The organism is Bradyrhizobium sp. USDA 4452, assembly GCF_054063575.1.
Genome location: NZ_JBSSGK010000001.1, coordinates 6,544,029 through 6,559,457 on the forward strand (window position 1 = coordinate 6,544,029; position 15,429 = coordinate 6,559,457).

General features: G+C 65.6%; 15 protein-coding genes. 5 read left to right on the plus strand and 10 right to left on the minus strand.

Features of this window, described 5'->3' with window-relative positions:
- Positions 1-19: 19 nt before the first annotated feature.
- Positions 20-1,609, minus strand: a complete 1,590-nt coding sequence (locus ACVISU_RS30645; RefSeq protein ID WP_456709432.1) for a gamma-glutamyltransferase — start codon at positions 1,607-1,609, stop codon at positions 20-22.
- A 101-nt stretch (positions 1,610-1,710) separates the two neighbouring features.
- Here ACVISU_RS30645 and ACVISU_RS30650 point away from each other — a divergent pair, with 101 nt between their 5' ends.
- Positions 1,711-2,484 (plus strand): enoyl-CoA hydratase-related protein, encoded by a 774-nt coding sequence (locus ACVISU_RS30650; protein WP_050401094.1) that lies wholly within the window; start codon positions 1,711-1,713, stop codon positions 2,482-2,484.
- Positions 2,485-2,502: 18 nt separating this feature from the next.
- On the opposite strand, the gene ACVISU_RS30655 is transcribed toward ACVISU_RS30650, so the two are convergent.
- Complete coding sequence (locus tag ACVISU_RS30655; RefSeq protein ID WP_456709433.1) at positions 2,503-3,516, minus strand: zinc-dependent alcohol dehydrogenase family protein; 1,014 nt, start codon at positions 3,514-3,516, stop codon at positions 2,503-2,505.
- Between the two features lie 195 nt (positions 3,517-3,711).
- Between ACVISU_RS30655 and ACVISU_RS30660 the strand changes: the two genes are divergently transcribed.
- Positions 3,712-4,572 (plus strand): DUF2066 domain-containing protein, encoded by an 861-nt coding sequence (locus ACVISU_RS30660; RefSeq protein WP_456709434.1) that lies wholly within the window; start codon positions 3,712-3,714, stop codon positions 4,570-4,572.
- 7 nt (positions 4,573-4,579) lie between these two features.
- Here the strand turns inward: ACVISU_RS30660 and ACVISU_RS30665 are convergent, their stop codons facing one another.
- From ACVISU_RS30665 to ACVISU_RS30700, 8 genes are all read right to left on the minus strand, one after another.
- Positions 4,580-5,533 (minus strand): helix-turn-helix domain-containing protein, encoded by a 954-nt coding sequence (locus ACVISU_RS30665; protein WP_456710938.1) that lies wholly within the window; start codon positions 5,531-5,533, stop codon positions 4,580-4,582.
- 227 nt (positions 5,534-5,760) lie between these two features.
- A complete protein-coding gene (locus ACVISU_RS30670; protein ID WP_050401090.1) occupies positions 5,761-6,042 on the minus strand; it encodes a hypothetical protein in 282 nt (93 codons plus the stop codon).
- Positions 6,043-6,188: 146 nt separating this feature from the next.
- The gene (locus tag ACVISU_RS30675; RefSeq protein ID WP_050401089.1) at positions 6,189-6,701 is read right to left on the minus strand and encodes a MarR family winged helix-turn-helix transcriptional regulator; all 513 of its coding nucleotides are present in this window, start codon (positions 6,699-6,701) and stop codon (positions 6,189-6,191) included.
- A gap of 77 nt (positions 6,702-6,778) precedes the next feature.
- Positions 6,779-8,089 (minus strand): MFS transporter, encoded by a 1,311-nt coding sequence (locus ACVISU_RS30680; protein ID WP_456709435.1) that lies wholly within the window; start codon positions 8,087-8,089, stop codon positions 6,779-6,781.
- Positions 8,090-8,128: 39 nt separating this feature from the next.
- On the minus strand, positions 8,129-8,452 hold the full coding sequence (locus ACVISU_RS30685; RefSeq protein ID WP_456709436.1) for a non-heme iron oxygenase ferredoxin subunit: 324 nt from the start codon (positions 8,450-8,452) through the stop codon (positions 8,129-8,131).
- 8 nt (positions 8,453-8,460) lie between these two features.
- On the minus strand, positions 8,461-8,976 hold the full coding sequence (locus tag ACVISU_RS30690) for an aromatic-ring-hydroxylating dioxygenase subunit beta (RefSeq protein ID WP_456709437.1): 516 nt from the start codon (positions 8,974-8,976) through the stop codon (positions 8,461-8,463).
- A complete protein-coding gene (locus tag ACVISU_RS30695; RefSeq protein WP_456709438.1) occupies positions 8,976-10,349 on the minus strand; it encodes an aromatic ring-hydroxylating oxygenase subunit alpha in 1,374 nt (457 codons plus the stop codon). The genes ACVISU_RS30690 and ACVISU_RS30695 overlap by 1 nt, the downstream gene beginning before the upstream one ends.
- A gap of 213 nt (positions 10,350-10,562) precedes the next feature.
- Entirely contained in the window at positions 10,563-11,459 is an 897-nt protein-coding gene (locus ACVISU_RS30700) for a LysR family transcriptional regulator (protein ID WP_050401085.1), read from the minus strand.
- Between the two features lie 110 nt (positions 11,460-11,569).
- On the opposite strand from ACVISU_RS30700, the gene ACVISU_RS30705 reads away from it, so the two are divergent.
- The 3 genes from ACVISU_RS30705 to ACVISU_RS30715 are packed head-to-tail and all read left to right on the plus strand — an operon-like array spanning position 11,570 to position 15,428.
- Positions 11,570-13,189 (plus strand): FAD-dependent monooxygenase, encoded by a 1,620-nt coding sequence (locus ACVISU_RS30705; protein WP_050401084.1) that lies wholly within the window; start codon positions 11,570-11,572, stop codon positions 13,187-13,189.
- 11 nt (positions 13,190-13,200) lie between these two features.
- Positions 13,201-13,992, plus strand: a complete 792-nt coding sequence (locus tag ACVISU_RS30710) for an alpha/beta fold hydrolase (RefSeq protein ID WP_456709439.1) — start codon at positions 13,201-13,203, stop codon at positions 13,990-13,992.
- A 17-nt stretch (positions 13,993-14,009) separates the two neighbouring features.
- Positions 14,010-15,428 carry an MFS transporter gene (locus ACVISU_RS30715; protein WP_456709440.1) on the plus strand — a complete coding sequence of 473 codons (1,419 nt, stop codon included), beginning with the start codon at positions 14,010-14,012 and terminating at the stop codon, positions 15,426-15,428.
- Position 15,429 lies beyond the last annotated feature (1 nt).

Here is a 15,429-nt window from a genome sequence, read left to right on the forward strand (position 1 = left end):
ATGACGGATGTCCGCGCCTTCACCGCTCCGCGATCGCATCGCTCCACGGATGAAACGGCTCGCTGGCGCCGCTGTTGGTCGTGCCGTCGCGCAGCACGATGCTGGGGCAGGCGAACTTCTTCGGCTGGGTCTGGATGCGCGCCTCCTCATAGTCGAAGCGGCCGCGCAGCGCTTCACGCACAGCCTGGGGCAGGCGCACATCGCCGATCACGATGGCGCCTTCGCTGGCGTCGATCCGCGGCTGGTGGATCGCCGCGTCGAGGTCCATCCCGAAATCCATCACAAAGGAGAGCAGCTGCGACACCGCCGGCAGGATGCGGCGGCCGCCGGATGCGCCGGCGGCAAGTCGGCGACCGTCGGCAGCCTCGGCCACCACGGGCGTGTAGTTGGTCAGGCAGCGCTTGCCGGGCGCGAGCGAGTTCGGATTGCCTTGCGTCGGATCGAACCACATGATGCCGTTGTTCATGGTGAGGCCGGTGTTCGGCGTCACGAATTTGGAGCCGAAGGTCGACAGCAGGGTTTGCGTCACCGCGGCCATGTTGCCGTCGCGGTCGACCGCGGAGAAATGCGTGGTGCAGGATGGCGCGACCGCCTCGGCGCCGAGCGCGCGGCGGCCGTCGACATCGCCCATGTCCTTCAGCCGCTCGCGATAGGCGGCCTGCAGCGCCTCGGCGTACGCCGTATAGGCCGCCGCATCCGGACCGCCTTGCGCGGGCGCGAGCGCCTTCTGCAGCAGACCGAGCGTGCGCGCCATGGTCGGACCCGCGGTCAGTTCCGGCGTCGCGTAGACCGTGCCGCCGCGATAGGGGATCTTGAGCGGCTCGCGCAGATGGGCGCGGAACGAGGCGAGATCGCGCACCGACAGCGCACCGCCGGCGGCCTGGATATCGTCGGCGAGGCTGCGCGCCAGGTCGCCCTCGTAGAAATCGCGAGGGCCGGCTGCGGCAAGCTGCGCCATCGTCGCCCGCAGCCTGTCCTGCGGCATGCGGACCTCCGAGCGGATGCCCCATTGCGCATTCGGCGGCAGGCCGTCCAGCAGATATGCCGCGGCGCTGGCCGGATAGCGCCGCAGATCGGCGGCCGAGCTTGCGATCATGTCGGTGGTCCACCAATCCACCAAGAGGCCTTCGCCGGCGAGCTTGACGCTCGGCGCCAGCAGGTCCTTCCACGGCATTTTGGCGTGTCGGCGATGCGCCTCTTCCATGCCGGCGACGACGCCGGGCACCGCGATCGAGCCGGGACCATGCAGGTTGCGGTCGTCCTTGACCCGCGCCCACGGGAACAGGTCGGAGGCCGCGCCGCCGGTCAGCGGATAGTCCTCCAGGCGCAGGCCGTCGGGCGCGCGCATGCCGTAGTCGATCACCTCGACGCGGTTCTCCTTGGCGCGGTACAGCACCATCGCGCCGCCGCCGCCGGCCCCGCTCATCCACGGCTCCAGCACGCCGAGGGCAAAGGTGGTTGCGATCACGGCGTCGACGCAATCGCCGCCCGCAGCCAATACCTCCGCGCCGACTTCGGCCGCCTTGCGCGATTGCGCGGCGACGATGCCGCCCTTGGCGCTGACGGCCGGCTTGCGGATCACTTGCGAGTTGGAGAACTGGTCGGACATGGCGTTGCTTTCGCTGTTCTTGTTGCGGGCGGGACACGTTGGCGTAGCATGCCAAGCTTGGCGCTGTCAGTGCAACAAGAACCAATTTCGGGGAGCGGAAAATGAGCAGTGTGAAGCGCGAACGGGACGGCAAGGTCGGGATCCTGACGCTGAACGATCCCGCCAGCCTGAACGCGATGACGCCGGAACTGCTCGGCGATCTCGCACGCGCCGTCGGCGAGATGGGCATCGAACCCGGCATCCGCGCCCTGATCCTGACCGGGGAGGGACGCGGCTTCTGCTCCGGGCAGAATCTCAAGGCGTTCAACTCGCTCGGCGACAATATCTATACCGGCGTGATGAAGCATTACTGGCCGGCGATGCAGGCCTTGCGCGAATGCCGGATGCCGGTGGTGGTCGCGGTCAACGGCGTTGCGGCCGGCGGCGGCTTCAGCCTGGCGATGTCCGGCGACATCATCCTGGCCGCGCGCTCGGCGAGCTTCATCCAGGTGTTCAGCCGGATCGGCCTGGTGCCTGACCTCGGCTCGACCTGGCTGTTGCCGCGGCTGATCGGGCGCCAGCGCGCGCTCGAGCTGATGCTGCTGAACGAGCCGCTGCCGGCCGAGCGGGCCAAGGAGTGGGGACTGGTGCGCGACGTGGTCGATGACGCAAGGCTGCTCGAGGAGGCGAGGGCGCTCGCCGGTCGCCTCGCGGATGGCCCGACCCGTGCGCTGGTCGCGACACGGCAATTGCTCGAGGAGAGCGAGCACGCCAGCTACGCCGATCAGTTCCGCCGCGAGATCGAGCTGCAGCAGGTGATCCGCGAAAGCGCCGACGCGAAGGAAGGCCGCCAGGCCTTCGTCGAGAAGCGCAAGGCGCAATTCACGGGGCGCTAGGCCTTGGTGGTGGGCAAATCAGCCGATCGCAATCGCGATCTTGCCGAAATGCGCGCCGCTCGCCATGTGAGCGTACGCGTCCTTGACCTGGTCGAATGCGAACACCTTGTCGATCACGGGCTTGACGCCGTGCATGCTGATGCCGTCGCACAATGCCTGCAGATCCTCGATCGAGCCGACGGTGACGCCCTGCAGCCGCTGCTGCTGCATCACCATCAGCGGCAGCCGCGAGTCGGACGAGGCGGGACCGGCGAGCACGCCGATGAAGGCGATGGTGCCGCCGATCTTCGTCGCGCGGATCGACTCGTTCAGCGTGCCGACGCCGCCGACCTCGACGACGAGATCGACGCCGCGCCCGGTCAGCTCGCGCGCCTTCTTGCCCCAGTCGGGCGTGGTCTTGTAGTTCAGCGTGACGTCGGCGCCGAGCTCTTTCAGCCGCGCGATCTTGGCGTCGCTGGAGGAGGTCGCGATGACCCGGGCGCCGCACATCTTGGCGAATTGCAGCGCGAACAGCGAGACGCCGCCGGTGCCCTGGGTCAGCACCGTCTGTCCCGGCTTGATGTCGCCGAGCTTGACCACCGCGCTCCACGCCGTGAGGCCGGCGCAGGGCAGCGCCGCAGCCTCGACGTCGTTCAGATGCTCCGGCGTGCGCACCAGCGCGTGCGCCGGAAACACCCGGTATTCGGTCAGCACGCCGTCGACGCTGCCGCCGAGCGCTGCGCGCATCCGCGCCTCGCTCGGCGCGCCGCCGAGCCAGCTTTCGAAGAAGCTGCCGATCACGCGATCGCCGGCCGCAAAACTCCTGACCCCAGCGCCGACCGCCTCGACCACACCCGCGCCGTCGGAGACCGGCACCAGCGGAAACTTCTGGCGCGAGCCGTAGCCGCCCTTGACCGTGAGCAGGTCGCGATAGTTCAGCGTCGCCGCCGTCAGCCGCACCAGCACCTCGCCGGGGCCGGCCTGCGGAACCGGCTTGTCGACCAGCGTCAGCGCGTCGACGCCGCCGGGACCTTGCAACTCATAGCATTTCACGGGACGTCTCCTGCTGCGTGTTGTGATGGGCGGCGCCGTGCGCCGCCGCGCTTTCACCGAGCATATGTCAGGCCTGCCGTGTGTGGCCATAGCGCGCGTTCTAGCCGATGGAATGGCGCCCATGTCCGAACGGATTGGCGCTGCCGGAAAATACCGCCAATGTGCCGTTGACGACGTGAGCGAGCGGAGGTGACGATGGCTGCCTTGCTTGAGACGAAACGCAATCCGATCGCGACATTCTCGCGCGGCGCGATCTTGCTTGCCGCTGCATTGATCTGTTGCAGCGTTGCGATGGCGGCGGATGACAGCCTCTACCGCGCGCAGACCGTCGTCACTGGCCAGGGCGAGCCGAACCGCATCATCGGGTTCGGTGCATGCCTGGAGGACGTGCTGATCAAGGTCTCCGGCCAGCCGATGCTGGCAAGCGACCGTCGACTGGCAGGCTACAAGTCCAGGGCGCGGGCGTTCGTCAGCAGTTTCGACTATCACGACCAATATGCCGGCAAGCCGCATCATGACGAGCAGGGCACCCGCGACCGGCCTTACGACCTGACGGTCGCTTTCGACCAGAACAAGATCGACGGCATTCTCGGCGAGCTTGGCCTCAAGCCGTGGCGAGCGCAGCGGCCGGCGCTCGGCGTCTTCGTCGAGATGCTGCACGGTCCGAAGGACTATGTCGTCACGTCGGACGGGACGCAGTCCGATCTGCAGCGCGATGCGCTGGCGGCTGCGGCCGGCAAGCGCGGCATGCGCGTCGTGCTGCCGGATACGGCTGCCGTGACGCGCGCCAACGTCACGGCGGCCGGGCTCCTGAAGATGCCGCCCGCGCAGCTGAGCCCGATCGTGGCGCCGCAGGGCGGCGAGGCCATTCTGGTCGGGCAGCTGGTCTGGGACGACAAGGATCTCGGCTGGGCCACGCAATGGCGGATGGGGTGGCGCGGCAAGGACTACAGATGGCAGTTTCGCGGCGTCACCTTCGATGAGGCCTTCCGCCGCGGCGTCGGCGGCGCCGCGCAGGTGCTGTCCGGCAATGGCGATCCGGGCCGATCGAAATGAACGTGCTTCAGCCGGCGTAGCCCAGCGTCTGCGACGGGTACTCCCCGAACATCGCGCGATAATATTGCGAGAAGCGCCCGAGCTCGATGAAGCCCTGTTCGATCGCGACCCTGGAAACGGTGGTCTGCGCCGGCGTGCTTTCGCGCAGGATCTCGCGGACCGTGCAGAGCCGCTTGTAGCGCAGGAAGGTCACCGGACCGACGCCGAACACCTCGTGGAAAGCGCGGTGCAGGCTGCGCCGCGACAGCCGAAGCTCGGTGCAGATTTCCGAGACATGCACCGGGCGGGCGCCCGCGGCATGCAGATAGTCCTCGACGTCGCGGACCAGCCTCATCGCCGACGGCAGATAGCTGGTTCCGTCTGACGGCAGCGATGTGATCGCCGTCGGCCTGATGCAATCGATGATCGCGCGCTTCCAGAACTCGGACGAGGTGTCCGACAGCGCGTCCGGATACCGGGCGAGATGCGCGATGATTTGCGGCAGCCTGGTCGCCCCGGCCATGCCGAGCGCGGGGTCGGCGCGAAAGTGGTTCTTGGCTTGCCATGTTTCGGCATCCGCCAGCCGCGGCTCGTCGCCGAATATGTCGGGCAGATCGGCCATGTCGAAGCGAATCGCGGCATAGGACGAGGCCTTGTGAAAGACGCCGTCATGCTCGACCGAGGGAGGGATCACCAGCACGTCGGCCGGCTGCATGTCGAATGCCCAATGCGTGACGCGGTCGGTGGCGTTCAGCAGCATTCCGATGATCAGCTTGTCGTCGGCCGAGGTGCGCTGGGTGCGGACCCCGACATTGAATGCGCCGATGCTGAGCGAGAAATCGCCGATCCCGACATGGGACAACGTCCCGCGCAGCTTGCCGCGCTCGAGCTGCATCACCTCGACATGCGAGCCTTTGACGGCGTCGTGGAGTCCCTCGAAGCCGTCGAGCACACCGGTGTGAACCGTAAGATGCTGCCCCATATCCACGCTACCCACGGCGGAATCGTCAGCGGGATTTTTGCCGGTTTTGCTCGGGAAGGCAACGCGGACGAAGCCGCGGGATCGGCGGGATCGGGACGTCGTTCTTGCCGGATCGCGCACCCTTGGGGCGGGACTGGCACAAACTGCATATCACGCCCGCCGCATGGCCGGCAATCGCTTGATCCCAAAAGCGAAATGCGCAGCCTTTGGCCGCGCCGCGCCGGCGGTCAGGCCGCCATCAGATGCTCGAGCGCAACCGCCTGTTCGCGGGTCTGGAATGCGATGGCGGTGTGCGTGAAGCCCGACGAGGCCTGGGTCTGCGCGATGTGATTGAGAACCTCGGTGCCCTTGACCACGTGAAGGTCCATTCCGGGGCCGGCCGGGAAGATGCCGAGAACGACGTCGTAGGCGTCGACGATGGCCTTCAGCGCGCCACCCTTGTCTTCCGAAGCATCGATGAAGATACGAACATCCGCGGCGATACTACGAAGTTCGTCAAAGTCGATCACTGGAAGTCTCCTATACGCAACTCACTGATCGATCCTAGCTACAACTTGCTTACTGAAACATAAATTACGCCGGGTTCCCTCGTGCGCTCACCGCACCGTGAATCGAATCTCGATCTGCGATCGGCCGCCGTCCCGGCTCGCCGCGTTCAGGCGCCGCTTGGCGGTCTCCGCTTTGCAATGCGCTTGACCGGTGCATGGGCCGGCGCGGCGTGTTCGGACGGATCGGCCATATGAGGAATGCGGTGCTCGATGTGATCGACGACACGGAAGAAGGTCTCCAGCGTCCTGGCGTCGAGGCCGGCCGTGAGGTTGCTGTGCCGGCGCAGGATTTCGTCGAGGCTGCGGTCGAGCAGCGCCACGCCCTGCGCCGTCAGGCGGATCTCGCTCCGGTTCCGGGCGCTGCCACGGACTGGGGTCAGCGCGATCAGCCCCTTCTTCTTCAGCGACGTCGTCTCGCGGCTGACGACGGCCTTGTCCAGCTGCGCGTTGGTCCAGATGTCGTAGGCGCTGGCGGGCTCATGCTCCCTGAGAAAGGACAGCACCCGCCATTCCGCGAGCGATACGCCGTAGGCCTGCGGGAAGAACGCGTTGGCGTTGGCGCGCAGCTTCGCGACCAGGCTCGACAGCACCGTCGGCACGTAGCGTTCGAAATCGATCACCAGTTCCGATCCCGCGTCCTCCTGCGGGGGGCGGCGCGGATCAGCGACTTTGGTACGACTTGTTGCAGTCCGGCTCTTCATTCTTTCACGAGTTGTGTGCGCGCGATCAAGACCAGGACCGCCGCGACCAGGAGAACGCCTGTGACCACGAGGAATCCGGTGGTGAAGCTGCCCGAGGCATCCTTGGCGCGTCCGATCACGATCGGGATCGTCGCGCCTCCGATGCTGCCGATCATGCCGACCAGACCGATCGCTCCCGGCGCGCTCTGCCGCGACATGTAGGACTGCGGAATGGTCCAGAACACGGCCTGCGTACCATAGACGCCGACATTGGCAACCATGAATCCGATGATGATCCAGGCCGGCGATGTGGAGAACGCAGCGATGGCGAAGCCCACCGCCGCGATCACGAAGGTCGTCGCGGCATAGTAGAACCGCTCACCGACGTGATCGGAGTGCCGCGACAGTGCAATCATGCCGATCAGGCCGGCGATCGGCGGGATCGCGGTGACGAAGCCGACCTGCGAATTCGGCAGGCCGAACGACTTGATGATCTGCGGCAGCCAGGGAAACAGCGACGCCAGCCCGCAGAACAGGCCGAAATTGCACAGGCCGAACAGCAGCACCATCGGCTTGGTGATGGTCCTGAGCACGCCCTCGGCGTGCACCACGCCGGTTGCCTTGGCATCGCGCTCCAGCGCGCCGGTCAGCCAGTTGCGCTGCGCCGTCGACAGCCAGCTCGCCTGCTGTGGATGGTCGGTCAGATAGAAGATGCCGACGATCCCCAGGATCACGGGCGGCACGCCTTCGAGGATGAACAGCCATTTCCAGCCGGAAATGCCGAACACCCCGTTCAGCTCGAGGATGGCGCCTGAAATCAGCGAGGCGAAGATGTAGGAGATCGGTACCGCATAATTGAACATGGCGTTGTAGCGGGCGCGATAGCTGAACGGAAACCAGAGGCTCAGCAGCAGCATGACGCCGGGAAACAGGCCGGACTCGGCAAAGCCGAGGAAGCCGCGGAAAGCATAGAGGCTCAATGGGCCCTGCGTGAAGGCCATTAGCACGGTGGCGATGCCCCACAGGATCGCGATCCGCGTCAGCGTGATACGGGCGCCGTATTTGCTGAGGATGAGATTGCTCGGGATCTCGAAGATCGAATAGGTGAAATACATGATCCCGACCGCGATGCCGAACATCTCGGCATTGAGGCCGAGTTCCTTGTTCATCTGCAACGCGGCAAAGGAGATGTTGCCGCGGTCGAGAATGGCGAGGAAGTACATCGCCATCACGAACCACATCAGGCGCAGCGCGACCTTGCGGACGGTGCTGCGCTCGATCTCATCGGCGATCGCACTCGCCACCTTGTCCATCACGACTTCGGTCATCCCGGCTTCCCCCCGATTCTTGATTATTTGACGGTCGCGCTATGCGGGCAGGCAGACTTCCAGCCTGTCGCCAACCACACGGACCGGATAGGTCTGGATGTCGACCTCGACCGGACTGGTCAGCGCCTCGCCGGTCCTGATGTCGAAGCGGCCCATATGCAGCGGGCATTCGATTTCGCAGCCGTCCAGCAGACCATCGGACAGCAGCGCTTCCGCGTGGGTGCAGATGTTGCTGGTGGCGTAGTACTCGCTGCCGACGCGATAGAGCGCGATGTGGCGGCCTGCGATCTCGATGCCGTGGGGCTCGCCTTCGTTCAGCGCGCCGAGCGCGGCGGCCTCGTGCCAGATTCCCTGATCCGCCATATAGCCTCTCAAATGCTGTAGAAATCGAGCACGGTCGGGACCCGGTCATTGACCAGCGTGATGACCTTGCGCGTGATCTTCCAAATGTCGCCGTCACGCCGCAGCGTGTGCGCGTAGCGTCCATGGCGCAGATGCTCCTTGGCGACGCGCGGGTCGTAGACGTGGACCGAGAACACCGAGTGACAGGTGATCTCGCCAGGCGCGCTCTCGGACGCCTCCAGGTTCGAGATCTGGTGCACGGTGCGCGGCAACGGCAGCGCGGTGATCGACTTGCGCGACTCGATGCGCGCGATCCGCTCTTCCAGCCCGCGCCGTGCATCGTGGTAGAGCAGCGAGACCTGCGTCTTGGGATCGCTGGTGGTGGTGTATTCGTCGAGCCATCCCGGCACCCAATAGACGGCGTCCTCGCGGTACATCGCGACCCAATCGGTCCATTCGCCGGTATCGAGCAGGCGGGCCTCGCGGAAGATGATCGCGGCCGCGATCGCGTGCGCGTCGGCTTGTTCGATTGCGCTAGCAGCCATCATGCCGTCTCCCCCGCGGCGTGCTGCAACAGCCTGCGCCACTCGCGATAGCCGGGGTGGAAATTGGTCTCGCCGCCGAAGCTGGCGGGGCCGAACGACCATTCGGACGCCGTAATCCCGAGCTCGCGCGAATGCGCGCTCTCGCCGTGGCCGACGTCTGCAACGCCCCGCAGATAGCCTTGCGTGGGTGCGGCTGATGTCGCTTCATAGCCGGTCTGGCAGAATTCATACATCACGTTGTCGTCGGAGCTCGCGAGCCCCGAAGCGTTGAAGAAATCCTCGTAGTTGTGAATCCGAAGGGTGCGCGCCGCGGCGCTTTCGCCGACCGGAGCGAGACAATGCGACACCATCTCGGTCTTGTCCGGTGCCAGCGGCCGCCAGGTCCGCACCTGCGCCGACAGGATGTCGATCACCTGCAGGTTCGGAAAGATCGTGAGGTTGCGCTGGCGAAGCATCCACTTGGCGCGGGTACTGCCGACCCGCTGCCGCACCGCATCGAGACGCGCCGGGTCCATCCCGAGCGGACGGCCATAGAGCTGCGTTCGCTTGATCGACCAGTTCACGGCGTGGCCATAGTCGAAGCTGAAGCTGCCTTGTCCTTCCTGCTCGCCCTCCGGCTCCACCGTGAAGCCGGCGTCGGGTCCGGCGTTAGCGTTGCGCTTCTTCAGGATATCGACGTAGGAGCTGTGGGTGGTGGCGAAATGATAATAGTCGAGGCCGTTCTCGAACTGCAGCTTCCAGTTCGCATCGAACGTATAGGTGCTGGCGCCGGGCACGAACTCGACCTGGCCGCTGTCGCTCTGATCGATGATGAGGTCGAGGAAGGCGCGGGTGTCGCCCAGAAATTCTTCCAGCGGCGGGACGTCGGCCGAGAGGCTGGCGAACATGAATCCGCGGTATGAGCCGAGCCGCGCGACCGGGAGCAGGTCGTGGTTCTGGTTCGAGAATGACGGCGGATACTGCCCGCTCGCTTCCTCCGTCACCGAGATGTTGCGCCCGCTCGAGTCATAGGCCCAGCCATGATAGCGGCAGACATGGAATTTCTGCCGGCCCTGCTTGAACGGGCAGACGATCGTGCCGCGATGCCGGCAGGTGTTGAGGAACGCGCCGACCTTGCCGTCGGCGCTGCGCATCACCAGAATCGGATGCCGGCCGATATGGGTGGTGACGAAGTCGTTGGGCCGCGCGACCTGGGATTCCAGGCCGATGAAATTCCACGTGGCCTCGAAGATATGCCTGAGCTCGGCATCGAATACGTCCGGATCAGTGAATATCCGGCGGTCGACCTCGAATATGCGTTCGCTGGGGCGGTCGTCAATCAGCCGGGAAATCTCGCGCAGCCGTGCCGCGTGGTTCTGCGAAGCAGCGTTCATCACGTCCTCCCTACGACTTGCCGCCGGCCGCAAGGCGCGTTCCTCGGCGGGAACAGCCGGCTTGATCGCCAATCTTGAACGACTCTATAGTTGTCATGACAACTATGGTCAAGGCGATTGGTGGACCTGACCGGACGCTGTGAGGCCGGGGCCGCCTGGAACGGGCGGCGGGATGCCGCGAATGGAGCCCGCGCGTGCAGCGCGGAATCATGCTCAGGTCTTGCGCGCCGGCGCGGTCAGGATGATCCCGTCATCGATCAAAGTGCGGCAGATCTTCTTCAACGTTGCAATCGCTTCGCGCGTCGCCCGGCTCACCGGCCGTCCGCGCGGCAGCGCCAGCACGCGGTCGGCGCGCATCCACGGCAACAACGCTGCCGATAGCACGCCGTCGGCCACTTCCTGGTGAATGCCGGAGAAGGGCAGCAATGCATAGCCGAGGCCGGATGCCACCATGCGCTTCATCGGGGTGCTGTTGTCGACCCGCACCGCACAGCGCATTGTCGACGGGAACGGGTTGCGGCTGAGCGGGCCAACGGCGGCCGGCAAGGCGTCGAACTCCTTGCGGGTCAGCCTGCCGCGCTTCAGTAGCGGATCGCGCGCTGGCCCGATCAGAAACACCTGCTCGACAACCAGCGTTTCATAGTCGAGATGGTCATTGGGGGACGGCGTCGTCACGATCGCCAGATCGAGCTCGCCCCGCAACAGGCGTTCGGACGCGTTCTCGGTCAGGCCTTCATTCAACTCGAGCCGCACGCGCGGAAATTGCTTCACGAAGGCCTGGGCAAGCGGCGGGTAGAGGATATCGCCGAGGCTTGGCGGCGCGCCGATCCGCACCGTGCCGCTCGGCTCGCGATTTTCCGTGCGTACCTCGGCCTTGATGTCGTCGATGGTGCCAAGCAGCCAGCGCCCGCGCGCGAGCAGCACCTTGCCGGATTCCGTGACCGAGACGCCGCGTGCGCCGCGTTCGAGCAGGGCGCCGCCCAATTCGTCTTCGAGTTCCTTGACGTGGCGGCTGAGCGCCGATTGGGCGACGTTCAGCGTGCTCGCGGCGGCGGCGAAGCCGCTGCGCTCGGCAACGGCGACGAAATAGCGGATCTGCCGCAGGTCCATGACGGGGCACTCCATCTCAAATCGAGATGGATACCATATCAAACATATTCTTGTGAGATACCAAAAAGAGCGCAGTCTCTTCGCAACGGTCAAACGGAGGAGAGACGAGGATGGGCATCGCCACCGATGAGGCACGCCAGACGTCCGTATTCATCGCCGGCGGCGGGCCGGTCGGGCTTGCGATGTCACTGCTGCTCGATCGCTTCGGCATCGACTGCGTGGTGGTCGAGAAGAGCCCGACGACGACGGATCATCCGAAGTCGCGCGGCTGCTGGGTCCGCACCATGGAGATCTTCCGGCAGTGGGGGATCGAGCAGGCGATCCGCGAGCGCGGCCTGCAGGACAACTCCGACATGTTCGTGTTCCTCGACAGCATCGCGGGTCACGAGTTCGGCCGCACCCGTCCCGAGCCGAATGTCGGTCACACCCCCGCCTGGAAGAGCCTGGTTGCCCAGGACGCCGTCGAGGAGGAAATCCTGCGGGTGGTCGAGAAGTCCAGACACGCCACCGTGCTGTTCAACACGGCCTGTGAATCGTTCGAGGAGACCAACAGCGGCGTTAACGTCACGACACGTTGCGAGAAGAGCGGCGAGGTGACGCAGTGGACGGCGACTTATTTGATCGCCGCCGATGGCGCGGGCAGCCAGACCCGGCGCAGCGCCGGGATCGAGATGGTCGGGCCGTCCACGCTGGCGGTGATGTCGAACGAGTACTGGCGGGCCGACCTGTCGCGGCTGCCGATCGCGCGCGAGGCCGCCGGCTTCATCATCGTCCCTGACAGGCCCGATCTGCCGCGCGCCGCCATCCTGAACACCAACGGCCGGGATCGCTGGCTGACCGTGACGCAAATCGGCCTGACCAAGGACGATCGCGAGCGGCCTTGGACCGACCAGGAGTTCATCGAGATCGCGCGCGGTCATGTCGGCATTCCCGACCTCGATGTCACGCTTCTGAACCGTTCGATCTGGCGCGTCAGCATGCAGGTGGCCGAGACCTTTCGAAAGGGGCGAGTGTTTCTCGTCGGCGACTGCGCGCACCGCTTTCCGCCCACCGGCGGCTTCGGCCTCAACTCCGGCGTTCAGGACGCGCATAATCTCGCCTGGAAGCTCGCCTTCGTGCTCAAGGGCCTCGCGGACGAGAAGCTGCTCGACAGCTATTCCAGTGAGCGCCGCCCGATCGCGCAATCCAATGCCAATTTCAGCTACGGCAACAGATTGCGATTTGGGCTGACCGACGACGCCGTGCGTTCGCGCAATCCGGACCGGATCAGGTTCTGGATCAACGACATGGACAATCATTTGCACAGCATCGGGCAGAACCTCGGGCACAATTACGAGGAAGGCGCTGTCATCCCCGATGGCACCGTCGCGAAGGCGTTGAACTCCCGCTACTACACGCCGACCGACCGTCCCGGCGCGCGCTTTCCGCATATGTGGCTCGAGCCGTCGCGCAAGACATCGACGCTCGACTGGTTCGACAAGGAATTCACCGTCGTCACTGGGCCGCTCGGCGCCGAATGGCTCGAGGCGGGAAGGCAGGTGTCGGAGAAGACCGGCATGCCGCTATCGCTGAAACAGCTGCCGTCAGCCGACCCGGCGGACGGCTTCCAGCTCGGCATGCGCGGCGCCGTGCTGGTGCGGCCCGATGGACACGTGGCGTGGCGGATGCCGTGGCTGCCGTCGGATCCGGCGAAGGAATTGGCCGGCGCCCTTTCAACGCTGCTGCATTGACGGAGGCTCCGATGCAATCGTTCGAATCCAGCGGCGTGGTCACGGCGTTTGAGAAGACCGGACGTGGCGAGCCGATCGTGTTGCTGCATGGCGGCGAGGCCGATCATTCGATGTTCGACGGCCTTGCGCCTGCCCTCGCGGCGGATTTCACGGTGATCGCTTACGACCAGCGCGATTCCGGCGCTACCAAAAATCCGCCGTCGTCCTATTCGCTGGCCGACCTGGCCGATGATGCCGCGGCCTTGATCAGGGGCCTCGGCTATGATCGCGCCCATGTCTTCGGAACTTCGCTGGGCGGACAGATCGCGCAAGTGTTGGCGGCCCGCCATCCCGGCTGTATCGACCGCCTGATCCTGAGCAGCACCTGGAAGGTCAACAGAAGCCCTCTCGACGTCAATGCGGATGTCTTCCGCACACTCGCGTCCTACCGCGCGGACACCGCCGGCAATGCGCCGAAGATCGCCGAGTTCTTCTTTCCACCCGACTATCTGCGCGCGCGGCCCGAGCTGATCGACATCTTCCGTGGCTCGAACCGCGACGACGGCCAGAAGGCACGACGCGGCGCCTTGCTCGCGCAGCCCGTCGCCGCCGATCTGACCGGCTTTGATCGTCCGACCTTGCTGCTCGCGGGCGGTGACGACCGGCTGATCCCGAATGCGGAGACCTTTGCGCTCGCTCGCGATCTTGCGCGCGTCGAGACCAAGACCATCGCAGGCGTCGGCCACGTCGCGTCGATCCAGGCGCCCGAACGGGTCGCGGAAGCGGTGACGGCGTTCCTGAATTCGAAAAAGAAGGCGGCTTGATAACAACAGGGGGGACCATGGCTGAGCAAGTGAACGCGGTGCCGTTCGACGAAGCGCCGGTGACGACGCGCTATTGGCTATCGATCATCATCTTCGCCGCTGCCGGCGTGGTGGATTTCTTCGATTTCTTTGTGGTCGGCTTTCTGGTCTCGGTGCTGGCGCCGAAATGGCACCTGACGTTCGGCCAGACCTCGATCATGCTGATGAGTGCGGGCATCGGGGCGATGCTCGGGGCGTTTGCCGCGGGCGTCCTCGCCGATCGGTTCGGGCGCAAGCCGCTGGCGGTTGCCGGCGTTCTGCTGTGCGGCCTGACCTCGGGCGCGATCGCGTTCATTCCGGACGACGGCTGGGTTGCGTTTGCGATCCTGCGTTTCTTCGTCGGCTTCGGCCTTGCCGCGGGCGCGGCCGCGGCGGTTCCTGCCATCGTCGAATTCGCGCCGACCCGTCATCGCACGCTGGTCACGAGCCTCGTGGTCGTCCCGGTTGCCTTTGGCGTGCTGTCCGCGTCGGTGACGGCGAGCTTCCTGCTGCCGCTGGTCGGCTGGCGCGGACTGGCGGCGGTCGGCTTCCTGCCGATCGTGCTCGGAATTCTCACCATGATCATCATGCCGGAATCGCCGCGCTGGTTGATCAGCAAGGGCCGCGTGCGCGATGCCCAGGCGAGCATCCGGAAACTCTATCGGGTCGGCGGCCAGTCATTCCAGCTGCCTGCAATGCCGCCGGCGAACCCGGCGACATTTGCCGATCTGTTTGCCGAGCAGCGGCGCTTCTGGCTGACGGTCCTGATCTGGTTCGGCGCCAGCACGGCAAACTATGGCGTCTTCCTGTGGGGGCCGACCATCGTGGCGTTGCTGCTCGGCGTCGCGCCCCAGGATGCGGCGAAGATGTTCATCTATGTCAGCCTCGCCGGCGTCGTTGGCCGGACCGGCTTTGCCTTTCTCGCCCATCGGATTGGCCGCAAGCCATGCGGCCAGTTGATGGGCTACGGCACCGCGATCTCGCTGGCGCTTGCTGCCTGTTTCCACAACGACTTTGCCGGCTCGGTCCCGCTATTCCTGGTCTTCCTGATCATCGGCGCCGTGTTCTTCGATGGTGGCTTCTCCAACATCGGGCCCTATCCGGCGGAGATTTTTCCGGTCCAGCTTTCGGGGCGCGCGGTCGGGCTTGCCCAGCTCTCGAACGGGGTCGGCAAGATCGTGGGTCCCCTGTGTCTCGCATTGATTGCCGGTGCGGACAATGTCGTGCAACCCAGCGCGACCGCGTCGGCGGTGGCGCCGGCGTTTTTGTTTCTCGCCGGCGCGGGCCTTCTGATCGGACTTGCCTTCACCTTCCTCGGCGTCGAGCCGCACGGACGTCCGGTCGCTCTGTTTGGTGACAACATGGGCTCGAACGCCGCGCCGAAACCGCTGGCCGCAAAAGCGTCCGCGGGACAGTGAA

What these genes read in the sequence shown, in the direction of transcription:
- ACVISU_RS30645 (WP_456709432.1), bottom strand. Translation starts at nt 1,609, where the DNA reads ATGTCCGACCAGTTCTCCAACTCGCAAGTGATCCGCAAGCCGGCCGTC.
- ACVISU_RS30650 (WP_050401094.1), top strand. Translation starts at nt 1,711, where the DNA reads ATGAGCAGTGTGAAGCGCGAACGGGACGGCAAGGTCGGGATCCTGACG.
- ACVISU_RS30660 (WP_456709434.1), top strand. Translation starts at nt 3,712, where the DNA reads ATGGCTGCCTTGCTTGAGACGAAACGCAATCCGATCGCGACATTCTCG.
- ACVISU_RS30665 (WP_456710938.1), bottom strand. Translation starts at nt 5,533, where the DNA reads ATGGGGCAGCATCTTACGGTTCACACCGGTGTGCTCGACGGCTTCGAG.
- ACVISU_RS30680 (WP_456709435.1), bottom strand. Translation starts at nt 8,089, where the DNA reads ATGACCGAAGTCGTGATGGACAAGGTGGCGAGTGCGATCGCCGATGAG.
- ACVISU_RS30685 (WP_456709436.1), bottom strand. Translation starts at nt 8,452, where the DNA reads ATGGCGGATCAGGGAATCTGGCACGAGGCCGCCGCGCTCGGCGCGCTG.
- ACVISU_RS30690 (WP_456709437.1), bottom strand. Translation starts at nt 8,976, where the DNA reads ATGGCTGCTAGCGCAATCGAACAAGCCGACGCGCACGCGATCGCGGCC.
- ACVISU_RS30695 (WP_456709438.1), bottom strand. Translation starts at nt 10,349, where the DNA reads ATGAACGCTGCTTCGCAGAACCACGCGGCACGGCTGCGCGAGATTTCC.
- ACVISU_RS30700 (WP_050401085.1), bottom strand. Translation starts at nt 11,459, where the DNA reads ATGGACCTGCGGCAGATCCGCTATTTCGTCGCCGTTGCCGAGCGCAGC.
- ACVISU_RS30705 (WP_050401084.1), top strand. Translation starts at nt 11,570, where the DNA reads ATGGGCATCGCCACCGATGAGGCACGCCAGACGTCCGTATTCATCGCC.
- ACVISU_RS30710 (WP_456709439.1), top strand. Translation starts at nt 13,201, where the DNA reads ATGCAATCGTTCGAATCCAGCGGCGTGGTCACGGCGTTTGAGAAGACC.
- ACVISU_RS30715 (WP_456709440.1), top strand. Translation starts at nt 14,010, where the DNA reads ATGGCTGAGCAAGTGAACGCGGTGCCGTTCGACGAAGCGCCGGTGACG.